A 14,375-nucleotide genomic window follows, 5' to 3' on the forward strand; every position below is an offset into this window, starting at 1 on the left:
GCATAATTTAGAGCAACTTTGTTTCCAGCTGCGGAGAGTAAGCCTGCTCGGCCCATTTTAGTGACCCCAGTAATATTGGTTAGTGATGCAGCCCTGAGCTAGCCCTTTTAAAGTGTAGGCGGCGCGCTTACCCCCGGTAGCAACCGTTGGACAGTGGTAGGATGGAAGGCACGGCCGCGGCGGGTACGGTAACCGGCCTGGTTTAATTCGTCGGCCACCTGCTGCAATGTATGTCCCTGAGCGCGCAGCAGTCCCGCGAGCCGGGCCGCCTGGCGGTTGGCTTGGTGGGCGCGGGCATTGGCCTGCATGGCGGCCTGGCCCAGGGCAATCACGGCGGGCGTGAAATTGGCCGGGCTGCCCAGCGTGGCGCCGCGCGCCTTCTTGGCGGCCAAGGCGTCCTTGGTGCGCTTGGAGATGGTCTCGCGCTCGTGCTGGGCGATGACGGCGAATAAGCCCACGGTAAGCGTGTTCGCGTCGGGCATGTCGCAGCAGACAAAGTCCACTCCCGAGTCGCGCAGGGCGAAGATGAACCCGGCATTTCTCGAGAGCCGGTCCAACTTGGCAATGAGCAGCGTCGCCCCTACCCTGCGCGCTTCGGCGATGGCGGCCAGCAGCTGCGGGCGCTGGTTCTTCTTGCCGCTCTCGATTTCGACGTACTCGCTCCCGAGCTGGGCCGGGTCCGCGACAAAGGCCCGCACCGCCGCCCGCTGCGCGTCGAGCCCCAAGCCGGAGCTGCCCTGCTTTTGGGTGGAGACTCTATAATAAGGAGTGTAGCGGCGGGCCGGCGACATGAAAAGAGGGCAGTGGGGAAGAAAACACCCGCAAGCTACTCCATTTTACATGTTGTAAACGCGCTCCTTTAACAAATGACTATAGGGGTTATCTTTGCGCTGATACTGGCCCAACCGGTATTTTTGTACTTGCTTTTTGTACCATGACCCCGACGGCTCCCGCCAAACGCTACACTCCTTATTATAGAGTCTCCACCCAAAAGCAGGGAGCCTCGGGGCTCGGGCTCGAAGCCCAGCAAGCTGCAGTGCGCACCTTTGTCGCGGACCCATCCCAACTGCTGGGAGAATTTATCGAGGTAGAGAGTGGCAAGCAGAACCAACGGCCCCAATTACTCGCCGCCATGGCTGAGGCCCGGCGGGTGGGCAGCACACTGCTCATCGCCAAACTAGACCGGCTGAGCCGGAACGCGGGCTTCATCTTCGCGCTACGCGACTCGGGGGTGGACTTCGTCTGCTGTGACATGCCCGATGCGAATACCCTAACCGTCGGCCTCTTCGCCGTCATTGCCCAGCACGAGCGCGAAACCATTTCCAAACGTACCAAAGATGCGCTGGCCGCCAAGAAGGCCCGCGGCGCGACCCTGGGAACTCCGGCTAATTTAACGGATGCCGCCCGGCAACAGAGCCTCCTGGTGCGGCGCGCACAAGTGCAGCAGCACCCAGGCCTGCGGCAAGCGGCCGCCTTTATCAGTTCGCGTCGGGCACAGGGGGTGAGCTTTCGGCAGTTGGCGGGGGAGTTGAATGCTCTGGGCTTTACGGCGCCACGGGGGGGGACTTTCAATCAAAAGCAAGTCCAACGGCTTTACGAGCGGCTTCCAACGGCCAATAAGAATTCGGTTTCTGGGTAACTTATAGCTACTGCTGAGTGGTAAAGGCTAAACCAAGGTGATGCTCAGCAAGAGAACCAGGTAGTGTTACTTCCTTGCGAAGGTGAGCTTTTCTCTACTGCCAACTAGTTGGCTTGAATGGGAAGCCTACACCACATACTGCCCCATCGTGGTGGACTACACCACCGACGAAGCCGTGCTGGCGGGCCTGCTCAACGACCACTGCTTGGTCGTGCACCGGCTGCCGCTACGCATGGAACGCGACTACGTGCTCACCACTAAATTCGGCAGCCAGTTCACCACCAGTGAAAGTGAGAACTATTCCTACTGGAGCAAGCCTAGCCAACGTCGCCCATGGCCAGCTCCCGGTCGAAACACTGCGCATCTTGCGCATACAGGCCCTGATGAACTACCCCAGCAAGGGCTAATGCGCTATTTGGCCGACTAGCAGACGGACAAGTTCTTGCTCTTTACCTGCAACCAGCAGCAGGCCGAAGAGCAAGCCGCCCACGCTTACCATTTCAAAAACAAGCACACCCAAGCCAATCCAGACAAATTTAACACCAGGGAGATTCAGCGCTTGGTCTGCGTGGCCTAGTTTTCGGAGGACATCAGCATCCCGAATCTGCGGGTGGGCATCATCTGGCACGCCTTCGGCAACGAGCGCAAGGCCGCCCATCACATCGGCCGGCTGCTGCGCCTCAATCCTGACCAGATAGCCACCGTGCACCTGCTTGCTTACTAAGACACAGTCGATGAGCAGTGGGTAGCCCAGGCGCTGGACGCCTTCGACCCCGCCAAAATCAGCTACGTCGATGCTATAAGCGAAAGTTGGGAACCGGCGATTATGTTCAAAGTAGGATAGAGTCGTTACAATCTAGCCGCCGTAAAAGCCCGCTGCATCCGCTCTTGTTCCTCCCGGCCAAGTTGATACTCTTCAGCCACCCGTCGCCACGGCTGCACGGCGGCCACAATCTGGCTTAATATATGCTGCGCCTGCGTGGGCTTTAAGCGAAAGTAAGGAGCTACTTCCCGCGCCAAGTCCAGACTAAGCGCATTGTCCGTTTCAGAGATATTGAGCCGGAGCCCCTGGCCGAAGGGAATGGGATTCAGGTCGTAGGCAGGAGCCAGTTGCCAGCCGGCGGACGTGAGCAGAAACCCGTGATTGCGTAGGTGGTCATCCGTATTGGATACGCAGATATTAAACACAATGCGCCGCCAGAGCTCGGTCAGGTCTTCGGCCACGCGGGCACCCTGGGCCATCAGCAATTCCGCCAGTTCCAGGTAGCTGGCCCCATCCTGGTGATTGATGCCATCCTGGTAGCCAAGCAGCGTCATGGCGGAAGCAAAATGTCGCCGCTGGCCCGTGAGCGTGCGGTCAAAGCGTTGGGACAGATAAGTATGGTGCCGACTGGCAAAGCGCTGCGCCCGGCCCACTGCGACTTCCAGTCCCGCGCGTTCCGCCAGCACATTGACGACGGCTTCCCAGCCCCCCACGTCGTGCTCGTCCTGCCCACTCGGAAACTTGGCAATCCAGAGGTTGTCCTGCTGGTCAACGACACTGGCTTTGGGCCGCGCGCCGCCTAGCGAAGAGCCGGGGGCTATCAGCAGCGCCAGCCACTTCAAATAATCCGGGTCGTCGGCCGCCTCCGCCCGTTCTAACTGAAGGCTGGCGTGTTCTAGCTCCCGCAAGGAGGTCCAGGGTGGGGCCGCCATCGCCTGGTTGTCGTTAAGGAAAGGCCCAGCGGGGTCGCTCTTGAAGCGCAGTCCTCCCATCCGATAGGCATCGAATACCCCCAGTAAGTAATCCGATTCCAGCAGCGTACGCTCCGGGCGACTTTCTAAGCGGGCCAGGGCGGCCTCCCGACGGCGCATCAGCAGCCGCCCCCAGCGGTCCGGGGCCGAGTCTAGAAACAGGCCGAAGTTACCCTGGTCCTCCGCAGGCACGTACTGCAAACCAGCGTAGAGTTGCAGACTAGGGTCCAGCCGCTGCGCGTGCAGAGAAGCCAGCCACGACCGGGCGTACTCAAAGGCAAATACTTCCTTACCCCGCACAGGAGTTGCCAGCAGCGTACCCATTAATTGAGGCTCGGCCATTTCCTGCCAATGGGCAAATACTAACAGTTGGCGGCGAATCGCGCTCTTGGCCATGACGTTGCTTAAAAACCTGGAGATTTAGGGGCTCGTTCCCGCACGAGTAGTTCCGCGTCCTGCAGCTTGCGGCCCAGTGTGTCGTCCTCGGCCATGCCCAGAATAGTTTTCTCCAGCCCCAGGGCCAGCAATACTTGCAGATAATGCCCAATGCTGACGGCTGGCGACCCCTTCTCAATGGCCAGCAGCGTGGTGCGGCTAATAGCAGCGCGCTCCGCAATGCGCGCCGCGCTGAGCTTGCGTCGTAACCGGGCCAGCCGGATGTTCTCACCTACGCTGACTAGGTACTGCTGCAGACGAGGCACTAGCGAATGGGCTTCACGCGGCATAATGTTCGTTAGTTTGTACAAAAGTATGTAATTTCGCCCAGACTATTGGACACCGAACTTGTGGCTGCGGCTACTTGTACTCCCTTTTGCCGACTATGCCCGCCAAGCCCTCCATACTTCTTCACCTGACCGACCTGCATTTCGGCTGGAATGCTACTGACTTGGCGGCAACGACGCAGCGTACCTTATCCCTGGACTCGCTGCTGCAAACTATTAAGGAATTGCCTGCCGAGTGGAAGCCGACCATCATTTGTTTATCAGGCGATATCGCCTGGGTAGGGTCGGCGGCGGATTACCAGTTGGCTAAAGCTTGGCTGGACAAGCTGCTAGCGTGCTGCGAACTCGACTACAGCCAGGTGCTGGTCGCCGCGGGCAACCACGACATCGTCCGGCAGGAAGCTACTTACTTTCCCCGGCCCAGTACGAGCGCTGAAGCAGACAAAGCCCTGCGTCTGCCCATCGGGCGGGCCTACCAATATGCTTTTGAGCCGTTTACCAAGTTCTGCACGGACAGTGGTATTCTGCCAATGCACATTCAGGAAACGACTTCCTATTTGGTGGGAGAACGGATACTGGACGACATCCGCTTTGTAACCCTGAATTCCTCATGGTACTGCCGGGACAACCACGATGACCATCAATTGTGGCTGGGTTTGCCGCAAATCCAGCCACTGGTCGTGCAGGGGCAGCTGGAAGATATTGAAGCGGCTACCACGCCCCTGACCGTGGTGTTGATGCACCATCCCTTCGACCTTCTGCGGCCGGAAGAACAGCGCACCTACGACAAGCGCCCGAACCCGCGCGATTACGTAGCCAAGCGCAGCCACCTCATCCTGACCGGGCACACGCACGCCCGCATGGCCCGACCCGATACTGTTGCCGCCGGGGCCTATCATTTTCCGGGAGCTGCCGCCTACGCTGGCAGTGACCATCCCAATGGCTTTCGCCTGATTAGGCTTACTCCGGAGCAATTTACTTACTGCGCCTACGAGTACGACGCGGGAACTGACAGTCCAACCTGGCGGCCAGCCGGGGCGGTTCAAAGCGTGCCGCGCCAGCAGTTGCGACCTACACTGCCGGTGGCCGAACCCGAAAAAAAAAAGCCCTTATAGTAACTGACCTGCGGACCGCGGGGAGCGCCCACGCCACCCGGCAGCTGGAAGCGAAATCCCGGCTCATGCGCCCCGACGGCCCCCTGCCCGTACTGGCCACGCAGCTAGTAGCTACGCAGGTAACCCCGCAGGCTCCGGAATTTGATGCGGCAGGGCAGCTGGTAACGCCACCGCAGGCAACTGTGGAGCTGCCCCTCTACGAAGCCGTGCGTCAGGCCCGGGCTACGCTCCTGCTAGGGGATTTAGGCAGCGGTAAAAGCACCTTGGCGGCAGAACTGGTGCTCACCACCCTGGCACGGACCGACCAGACAGTGGCTATCCTGGTTCCAGTTCGCGAGCTACGCCTGCACCTACCCCTCAGCCCTGTGGGCGTACTGGAGGCAGTAGACCAATTCATCCGGGAGTATGTGCGCCCCGGGGCCGACCAGCCAACCCTGCCCGAATTACTGGGCGCGGGCCAGGAAGTGTTGCTGGTAGCAGACGGCTTGGATGAGCTGGCCAAGGCCCTGGCGGCTCCACTGTTACGACAACTAGCGCAATTAGCGCACTGGTATACTAATTTGCAGGTAGTTGCCACGGCCCGTCCGGTGGAACTAACCGGCGTTTCCTTTGAGGAATGGAAGCGGGTACGTACGCTGCCCCTGCGCGACCCGCAGCGACTGGCTATTCTGGAAAGTGAGCTGCGGGCGAACGGAACAGCACCTGACGAAGCGGCCACCGAGGCCGCCGGGCTGCTCCAGCGGTTGCGGGCATTACCGGCTTTGTATGCTGTCGCCACTACGCCGCTGTTTATGCGGCTGCTCTTTCCTAAGCTAGTAGTCGCCGGTCAGTTCCCAGCCCAAGCGAATCTCACGCTCGGCAGCTTGCTGTTCGAAGTGGTTATAGAACGGCTGGAACGTTGGGGACAGCGCGACGGGCGGGAAGCTGTAGAATCTGCTTTTCAGCAGCAATTTCCCAGCGCAGAAGCCAAAGCTGCCCTCCTAGGCCAATTAGCTCGTCATCGCTTGCGCACTGAGACGCTGCCGCTGCTTGATGCGCACGGCTGGCTGGTAGGGCATCTAACGACGGCCCATCCAGGCACGCCGGATAAATTCTTAGTAGCTACCCAGGCGCTCGACTACTTACGTGGTGGGGGCCTGACTACCGACGGGCAGGAACTGGAGTTTACGGCGCAGCCGCTGGCGGAATTACTGGCGGCTGTCGCCTTGGCCACTGAATGGCTGCACGAGCCTGGCGAGCCTGCCCTGCTAGCAGTTGAGGAGTGGCGCGTAGTTTCCTTCGCGGCCGGCCTGGCCCGACGGTGGAGTCTGACCACGAAAGTGCGTCAATTTCTTATCGACTTTCAGCAGTTGTTGCTTTCTACTTCGCCGGCTTACCTACCGGCGGTCGCAGCCATCGTGCTGGAGTTTCAGGATGTAGGCTGCGCCCAGGCAGCGCTTGACTCGCTGACGCGCGCAAGTTCTGACCAATTGGAGTATGATTACCACGGGGAACAGCGGCGGGCCGAGGCCCAGCTGATTGCCCAGCTGCTGCGGCTGGCCGGGCAGCGGGGCGTAGAGTGGGTGTACGAAACATATCTAAATCCGCGCAACCCGCTTTCCGCCATGGGCTTGGCGTTGGTCGAAGAAGTACTGGGCCACTGGATTGAATTGCTATTGCAAAATGCTGCTGGCCTGGACCTGACCCCGCTATCAACGCTAGTCGCACCCTATCAGGCGTACGGACAGACACAGCCACTGGATATGCTACCGTATCTGGTTTTGCTTTTTCCAATTGCTTTTTCCCCAGCAGAGCGTATTGAGCAGTTGTGCAAAAGCGTGCGGGCCGAGCAGCTTTTTCAGAAACGAGCAACCGCCGCACTGCGAACGTTAAGCGCTGCCGGGGAGCGCACGCCTGTACTAAAGAGCCTACTCACCCACAGTAATTTATATGGTCAGCTTAATCTGGAAGCGGCTAGCCTCTGGCTGGAACTAACCGACCTAGCAGCCCCCTCAGTACCGCCGGTTATCCTCGCAGCCGCATTTGCGGCCGTAGGAATGCCAAAGCGAGCAGGTAGTCTGGCAGCCGACGTAGCCGCCCGCCTGGGGCCGCAGGCGTGGCAACAGCACGCCCGGTGGGCCCTGACCGATTCCCGGGCCGAAGTCGCTGCGGGAGCCGCGGTGGCCCTCTACCAAGTTGGTCAGCGCGACTTCCGGTTGTTGGGCAGCGCTTTGCTAGCGGGCATCGATGACCTGCACCGCGACGAGACAATCGAGTCCTGCTTACGGGAGTTATTGGCCGCGGAAGGCGAACGGGCCTACTACTGGCTGGCTGAGCAGCTAAGCCGCCCGGTAGCCAGTGGGCGCAGTTGGAAGAAGGGCCTGGAAACCGGCTGCTGGCGCCTGCTGCTGCCCGTTGCTCATTCCCTACCTGATGGCCCGCAACTGGTTGCTGATACCCTCATTAACCTGGGTATTTACACCCTGCCCCGCTACCCCGAAGTACGGGAAGGCTTTCGGCAACTACTTACGAGCGACCGGAAAGAAGAATTGGCCGCTATCCTACAAGACCAGTTAGCTCACCAGGACCCGGCCGTGCGCTGGGGCGCGGCGGCGGTGCTCCTTACCACCGACCCGCAGCACCAGGTTGAGGCGCTGCTAGTCATCGTTCAAACGCAGGAAGGCTTTGAAGATACCAGCCGCGGTGAATGGACGCAATTCTGCCTCTCGCTCAGCCTGGGCACGGAGCCGCTGCGCGCTCTGCAGCAGGCGCTACCGGGGCTTACCCCCGTCGCCCGGCTTTTTGCGCTGGCCATTCTGTATGCTCGGCAGCTACCGCTGACGCCTGGCGAACAAACCGAGCTATTTAGAAATCTCATTCAACTCGACAACTGGCACCTGAATTCTTATGGTCTCGACCGCACTATACTGGCCGATACCGCAGCCAAGCCGGTCCTACTGGAATTGATGGCTAATCCAAATGTCCGCCAGTCCGAGCGAGCAGCTTCATACCTGCTTGACTATCATGGCACGACTCTAACACCCACTGAGGAAACGGCTTGCTTGGTGCGGGAAGTAGGTATGGGTTATCTGACTCGCAAAAAGCTCAGCATCGTAGACCGTCTGCGAACCGATGCCTCCTTCATGGCAGCGATTAAGGGGGCATGCACTGCCGCGGAAGCCGCGGGCAACCAGCCTTCGTTTCTGCGTCGCCTTACTTCCGCGCTAAATGACCCTACTCAGTGGGAGACCTTGGTGTGGGAATTTATGCACGAAGAGAATTCCGGGCATTCGCCGGATGATGAGGACCGGATGGTGCTGCTCGCCATCGGCCGGCGTTACCCGGAGTACCGCAGGCCGATTGGGGAAGCAGCACGCCGGCTGAGCACTACCTCTGAGCGCTGGTCCGCCCACGAGGCGGCGGAGCCAGTACAGTGGCTGGTGCTGCTGGCCGATGAGTTCCTGGAAGGTCTGGACCCGGCTGCCCTGACTTCAGCGCTGGAACTATCCGCTCGTTCTTATTACGGGTCTTACCACAGCGTAGCGGCACGGGCGCTGCTGGCCCGGTTACCCGAAATTCCAGCTGCCCTACACCAACAGTCAAGTCGCTGGACGCGGCCAACCAGGGCGGCGGAACCCTTCCGATTGCTGGCGCAAACCGACCTGTTCGAGCAACTACTGGACCTGGCCCGGACGGCTTCTTCCCTGCCCTCCGAGATACTAGTTGCTATCTATGCGCTCTTGTTCTATCCTCCCCTGGCGGATGAATTATTGCTGCAGCTGAACGCAGTGGGGACGCCAGGACAGCTAATAGTGGTAGCGCTACGCTTCAGCTACGGGCAGCCCGCCCGCTTGGCAGATGCGATTACGTTACTCGAAGATTTTTTACAGTCTCACCACCAAGATGACAATCGAGCTATCAAGGAACGGTTGCGGCGGAGTTGGATACTGGCCCGGCACGAGTTCCTTTCTCAGCCTGCCAACGAGGAGGCCGTTGCGGCTTACGTAGCGCACCTCGACCATGCTTTTACACAGGGAGCCATTTGGTTGCCCCACCTCGCCTTGGAACTGCTTGGCGTTCGCGGAACCCTATTACCCGACCAAGTAAATACGCTGTTCCGGGCATTTGCCAAGAAGCAAACGCACCTGCATCCGTTATTGTTTGAGTATCTCTGCCGGTGGTTATCTACTGTAAGAGTTGACGACGCGCGTACCAGCCTTGTACCAGTGCTACGCGAGGGACTGACCCACTTAAGTCAGCTAACCTGGCCCCAGTCTGCGCAGGGTCGAGGACCAGCCATTAACTTCTTGTTCGCTTTTGCTTACTGGGCTTTTGCGGAAGAGCAATTGCCCGCCACGCAGTACGTCTTTCTGCACGGCCTCCGGCAGCTGTACGCGAACGACGAGCCAGGCAAGCTAACGGACATGGCGCAGGTACTGGAAATGGCTGACCCGCTGTTAACACTAGTGCCTGCGGCTTATCTAGCAGACGCCTTTAGTTCGGGCAGCATGAGCCTCGACCCAATAATACGCCAAGTCAGCCGATTGATGACCAAATTTACTCGGGCCGACTCCTAACCAACTGTTGAATACGACCACATCTTACTTCCTAATGGCACAAGAATTTACCTTGAGGATGCTACTCCGTCACGTCAATGCTTTTTACGACCGTGGTCTGACAATCAAGCATAACTATCGACACCGGTGTGCCATAGTTGCGCTATTGCTTTTGAGCTAATACCATACGTCCCGCACGACTTCGGATAGTGACATGACACGGTTTTCCACTATGTTATAGCCATAACTACCCAGGTATTCCTGCTGCGTGTCTTTCCACTCAGCCAACTCGGAGGCCTTGGTCCCAGTCCGGGCTAGCAACGCATAGCACGATACTTTATAAGCGGTATGCTCACTACTGCGCAAGGTGTTCATCAGGTACGCCTGCAAGTCCTCATCCCGCCTCACGCGGTCTAGTAGGGGCTTTATAAAATAGCGATGTTGGTAGCGGCGGTCCTCCGATTCTGCCAGAACATTCCACAGAAACTCGCTTATATTCGAAACATCCCGAAACAGAAACTTCAGTTGAAAGCCCGCCGCCGGAGCAACAGAAGCTTGGTAATCAATTACCCGGTCAAATAACGTTTTCAGAATGGGCAAGGTCGGCCAGCCGAGAGTTGCTGCCACGATTTTACCCGTTTCGTGATAAAGGCGGATATTCTCATCCAAATACGTCTCCACGTCGGCGTGCGCGGCAAATTGCTGGCTCAGGAGCTCGGCTGCAACCATAAACTCAGGTTCGCGGTTCGAGGTCAGCAGGCGCAAAGCGGCGTCTTTTAACGTATCGCTACCCGGCAGTTCCTTAGCCAAGAAGACTAACAAATCCGGGTTGGCAATGGTATTGGCGTGCATCTGCACGAAGGCTCGCACGTGCGGAATAGCAGGCGAATCGACGGCCGCGTGCCTCGCGAAAGCGCCCCAGATGCTTTGCTCATCAGCCGCTGAGTGCTGCCGCGCAACAGCCTGCCAGTCGCCCTTGATGCCAGCGTAAAAGCGGTCGAAATATTCAGCCACTACTTCAAGTAGCGGCGGCTCGTGGGCGTGGTACTCTTCGCTAAATGAAAAATCCGGGTTGGGTTGCTGCTGCTCGTCGCGCAGCGAAAAATAGATATCCAGCTCATCCAAAAGCAGAAAGCCTACAAAAGCAATTTGACGATTGACCGCATGGGTAAAGCCCCGATTAAAGGCCAGTTGGGTGCAGGCCTCCCGAACTGCGTTCTTGTCCTTAGCGTGCTTAAAGTAGAGCACGGCCGCCTTGGCTCTGATTAGCTCGTCGGCTTCCAGTTCAAATTGGGCTAATTGGGCTAGGCTCTGCTCGTCCACGACGAAGCGCTCTCCAAGCTTCTCCACCATCGGCAAGCGGTAGCGCGCTGCTAAGGGCGTCGCATAAGCAACTACCCGGTCAATAGTAGCCGTTGCCGCCGGATAGTATTTGATGAGCAGGTCGGGAGTGTGGCCTTCAGGCCAGCTTTTCTCATCAAATACCAGCGCTTTCACCCGCTCGTCGGTGTGGAAGTATTCCAACAGCGTTGACAGGGCCGAATAATATTGACCGAAAAAGCCTTTTGATAACAGAGGCAGCTCATGCTCTAGAAAGGGGGTCAGCAGGTGCTGCTCCACGTAGGCCCGGTCAACCTCAATCAACGCCTGTAAGGCGCGCTCCCGGAAAAGCAGGCTGCGGTTAGATAGCATCTCTTCCGAGAGTCTTATTGCCTCAGCCGCATCATCTTTGAATACCTGACCCAGGTAGTGCGCCCCGTAGTGTTTGCCCCGCGATGTACCGCGAAAATACTCTTTAAGATATCCTTGCACGTACTCATCGTCGCGCCACCCCTCCAGCAACGCCATCAGTGTCCAATGCGGCGCACTGGAATTCGGTAGCGTATCCACTAAATGCTGGCGGGCCACCGCCGTCCGGCCTACCAAGCTGGCAAAGGCAATTTCCGGCTCCGCAAACTTTTGCGTCACCAACCAACGGTCAATGGCAGGCAGCAGCCGGGCCTCATCTCGAAAGTGCTGCGCAATGTATTGCCAGCCGTGATAGCCGCTCACCTGACTAAAGGGGTAATCCTGCGTTTCCAGCTCCTGAATTATGCGGTCAATTACTTGCTCGTGCTTATTAAATGTCAGGAATAGAACCTTCCAGGCAACATCGGATGGCATAGCCCGCTCTTCGATGTAGCCGGTTTCGGTGCATTTTAGGCAGGTGGTGAACAGCGTTTCGCTGGTTGGCCACCCTTTTACCAATAGGCTTACCAACTCCTCACTCATTATATGGCCCAAGTCGTTTGCTACAGCCAATAGCTCCGTCAAATCCTGGTCGGTGTGCGTGCCTAGCTCAACCTTGAGTTTGGTCACGAAAAAGCGCATATCACCAGTAGCGTGTTCCGCAAACTGCGCGACGGCCGCTAGCCTACTTTCGCGACTGAACGCGCCGGTCGCCAGCACATTGAGGGCGAAGGCCAGAATATCGGGTCGCGTCTGCGGAGTAAGCAAGGCCGCTACCTGTTCATGAACCGCTGGTATGGAGCTAAAATTAGCAAGGGTAATGGATGCGCTTAATTTGATGGTAGCATTCCCATTCAGCAGCGCCCCCAGCAAGAAAGTCTGCTGCCGGTCGGACAATTGCGCGGGCGTAAGCGCCCGGAGTGCTTGCACGCGCGAGTCGCTGTACTTGAACCCGCTTGGAAAATACGTGCCCAAGTAGCTAAAAACCGCTGCCTTCAGGCGGGGATTTTCGGCGGCTCCTAGCAGTAGCTTGAGTAGGAGCTGTTTGATAGACTCATCCTGCTCCAGCTCGAACTCTTTCTGAATAGTAGCCAGTGCTGCTTTTGCCAGGGGCAAAGGTGCGTTGGGCAGGCGCAGGCAGATATCGTAGCGCAACAGCTTGAGGTAATAAGTTTTGGCGCGGCTCGGACCTTCGTAAGTGAACTGCGCGAGATACTCGCTAAAAGCGCTAACCTGCTTGCTTGGAATGAGCGCGAAAAAACTCACTATCACCTGGTTCCAGGTTTGTTCGGCCGCGTGGTTACGTAATATCTCGTTCACAGTATCCTTATCCGAGTCGCTGAGGTATTTAGCGGCCAGATACTCCTGAAACTGCCGGTGTCGGAAGGCAATTTCATCGTTGGATTTTTCAATAATAATCCCCAGGCTGTTAGCACTCAGGTCAATCAACTCCGCGCCTTGCTTTTTTGCGCGGGCGGGCTCGTAGCTCATTTGGGTTGATAGATAGTTTTCAGCCACCCGGGCGGCATCCTTCCGCAGGATGGTTCCGTCGTTGCTGCGCTGTTGTATGCAAAAGGCTAATTCCGCAAAAACATCTTCCAGCAAGAACTCACTCGGTGTTTCCTCCACGATGCCCGCTTCGTACTGCCGTTTTTTGGGACGGCGATTAATCAGGTTTTCGGTGATATCCTGTAGGGCTTTCAGCCGATTGCGCGGCAGCACTGAATCGCGCAGTTTCTGGCTGACGAGAATGCCAAGCAGTAAAGCATTCTCCGCCAGTGGCTTCAGGTCGGCTGATTTGTCCAGCTCCGCAAAGAAGCTATCGGTCTCGGTGGCGGCCCGGTCCATGCTACCTGGTTCAATAGCCTGTAGCCGTCGCCGATACCAGTGATACACAAAATCCCACTGCTGCCGGCGCGAAAATGGGGCGAGTTCCAGGGGCTGAATATTCAGTAGGTAGTCCCGCAGCAGGTTATACCCGTAAGGACGGCTGGAATAGATAATGGGCGTGGTTCGCAGATTGGCCTGTATTTCAATCTTGGCAATCGCGTGTCCCGCCGCCGCTTGGCTGGTCCACTCGTCCACGCCATCAATCAAGAGCACGAGGCGCTCGTCTTCCAAAGCCTGCTGTACCAAGGCAAAAAGATGCTCTTTCCCTAAGCTACTAAACCACAGACGCAGCAATTCGGCAAGGCTATAATTTCCGTTGAGACTTAGTTGCTTGGTTATGTAAGCAAAGGGCAGCCAGACCGGCAAGCGCCCGCCCAACTGCCGGGCCACCGTACTCAACACGGGCGTATCGCTGAGCATGTCGAGGGCCAGGTAGCGCAGTAGCGTGCTCTTGCCCGCGCCAGGGTCACCGATAATAATGGCCCGGTGCTGTTGCGCCAGCTTCTGGTCTACCCGAACTCTGGATTTGGTTGGCTGCCGATAGTAATCCGCTGGGGAGGCGTTTCCGATGAGCGGAGGGGTTTGCTGCAACAACTGGTGGGTGTATAGTTGCTGCTGACGCTCCACTTCCCGTTGCTCTTTCTGCGTGTCCTCACCCAGCAGCTTTTCCGCATACAGGGTAGTTGGCTGCTCCTCATACACATCGGGGATGATGAAGCGGTCTTCCAGCCGAAGCGACTTGCCATCCAGTTCCTGAATGGGCAGGCCCGGGTCATACTGGTTGAAGACGACCGTATAAAAGGCGCGCAGCTCCCGGCGGTAGTCAGCCACGAGGCGATTGTCCAACTTGCGGGTGGCACTTACTTGTGCATAGGCAGCCTCGCCATTAAACAGCTGCACCCAGGCAGCACCGAAGAAATCGTAAACTATGGCTGGTTCCGTTTTAAGTTGCAGTTGGAGCTGTGCTTTATCCCATTTAGCGAGCGTAATTCCTTGAGTGGCTAGCTCGTCA

General features: G+C 57.9%; 10 protein-coding genes. 6 read left to right on the plus strand and 4 right to left on the minus strand.

The annotated features are described in order from the left end of the window. Positions 1 to 107: 107 nt before the first annotated feature. Positions 108 to 791 (minus strand): recombinase family protein, encoded by a 684-nt coding sequence (locus BMZ66_RS21785; RefSeq protein ID WP_092678407.1) that lies wholly within the window; start codon positions 789 to 791, stop codon positions 108 to 110. Between the two features lie 143 nt (positions 792 to 934). Here BMZ66_RS21785 and BMZ66_RS21790 point away from each other — a divergent pair, with 143 nt between their 5' ends. The 3 genes from BMZ66_RS21790 to BMZ66_RS26305 all read left to right on the plus strand — a co-directional run bounded on the left by BMZ66_RS21790 (position 935) and on the right by BMZ66_RS26305 (position 2,216). After that, complete coding sequence (locus tag BMZ66_RS21790) at positions 935 to 1,639, plus strand: recombinase family protein (RefSeq protein WP_092678409.1); 705 nt, start codon at positions 935 to 937, stop codon at positions 1,637 to 1,639. An 82-nt stretch (positions 1,640 to 1,721) separates the two neighbouring features. Further along, positions 1,722 to 2,066: a hypothetical protein gene (locus BMZ66_RS21795; RefSeq protein ID WP_143080344.1), complete on the plus strand. Its 345-nt coding sequence runs from the start codon at positions 1,722 to 1,724 to the stop codon at positions 2,064 to 2,066. Positions 2,067 to 2,081: 15 nt separating this feature from the next. Continuing rightward, positions 2,082 to 2,216 (plus strand): hypothetical protein, encoded by a 135-nt coding sequence (locus BMZ66_RS26305; protein WP_262507614.1) that lies wholly within the window; start codon positions 2,082 to 2,084, stop codon positions 2,214 to 2,216. Between the two features lie 272 nt (positions 2,217 to 2,488). Here BMZ66_RS26305 and BMZ66_RS21800 read toward each other — a convergent pair whose 3' ends face one another. Further along, entirely contained in the window at positions 2,489 to 3,769 is a 1,281-nt protein-coding gene (locus tag BMZ66_RS21800; RefSeq protein ID WP_214607048.1) for a type II toxin-antitoxin system HipA family toxin, read from the minus strand. An 8-nt stretch (positions 3,770 to 3,777) separates the two neighbouring features. Next, positions 3,778 to 4,098 carry a helix-turn-helix domain-containing protein gene (locus BMZ66_RS21805; protein WP_092678413.1) on the minus strand — a complete coding sequence of 107 codons (321 nt, stop codon included), beginning with the start codon at positions 4,096 to 4,098 and terminating at the stop codon, positions 3,778 to 3,780. 95 nt (positions 4,099 to 4,193) lie between these two features. Between BMZ66_RS21805 and BMZ66_RS21810 the strand changes: the two genes are divergently transcribed. Next, positions 4,194 to 5,210, plus strand: coding sequence for a metallophosphoesterase family protein (locus BMZ66_RS21810; RefSeq protein WP_092678415.1), 1,017 nt, complete (start codon positions 4,194 to 4,196; stop codon positions 5,208 to 5,210). 65 nt (positions 5,211 to 5,275) lie between these two features. Further along, on the plus strand, positions 5,276 to 9,766 hold the full coding sequence (locus tag BMZ66_RS21815; protein ID WP_092678417.1) for an NACHT domain-containing protein: 4,491 nt from the start codon (positions 5,276 to 5,278) through the stop codon (positions 9,764 to 9,766). Positions 9,767 to 9,922: 156 nt separating this feature from the next. On the opposite strand, the gene BMZ66_RS21820 is transcribed toward BMZ66_RS21815, so the two are convergent. Continuing rightward, a complete protein-coding gene (locus tag BMZ66_RS21820) occupies positions 9,923 to 14,065 on the minus strand; it encodes an NACHT domain-containing protein (protein WP_234795209.1) in 4,143 nt (1,380 codons plus the stop codon). On the opposite strand from BMZ66_RS21820, the gene BMZ66_RS26180 reads away from it, so the two are divergent. Further along, positions 13,973 to 14,368: a hypothetical protein gene (locus tag BMZ66_RS26180; RefSeq protein ID WP_234795211.1), complete on the plus strand. Its 396-nt coding sequence runs from the start codon at positions 13,973 to 13,975 to the stop codon at positions 14,366 to 14,368. The two genes, BMZ66_RS21820 and BMZ66_RS26180, sit on opposite strands and share 93 nt — an antisense overlap. Positions 14,369 to 14,375: the final 7 nt, after the last annotated feature.

Origin of the sequence: Hymenobacter arizonensis (genome assembly GCF_900115775.1) — a bacterium.
Classification (GTDB): Bacteria; Bacteroidota; Bacteroidia; order Cytophagales; family Hymenobacteraceae; genus Hymenobacter; species Hymenobacter arizonensis.

Bases quoted from the DNA above. Each gene is read 5' to 3' on its own strand.
- BMZ66_RS21785 (WP_092678407.1), bottom strand. From the start codon at position 791: ATGTCGCCGGCCCGCCGCTACACTCCTTATTATAGAGTCTCCACCCAA.
- BMZ66_RS21790 (WP_092678409.1), top strand. From the start codon at position 935: ATGACCCCGACGGCTCCCGCCAAACGCTACACTCCTTATTATAGAGTC.
- BMZ66_RS21800 (WP_214607048.1), bottom strand. From the start codon at position 3,769: ATGGCCAAGAGCGCGATTCGCCGCCAACTGTTAGTATTTGCCCATTGG.
- BMZ66_RS21805 (WP_092678413.1), bottom strand. From the start codon at position 4,098: ATGCCGCGTGAAGCCCATTCGCTAGTGCCTCGTCTGCAGCAGTACCTA.
- BMZ66_RS21810 (WP_092678415.1), top strand. From the start codon at position 4,194: ATGCCCGCCAAGCCCTCCATACTTCTTCACCTGACCGACCTGCATTTC.
- BMZ66_RS21815 (WP_092678417.1), top strand. From the start codon at position 5,276: ATGCGCCCCGACGGCCCCCTGCCCGTACTGGCCACGCAGCTAGTAGCT.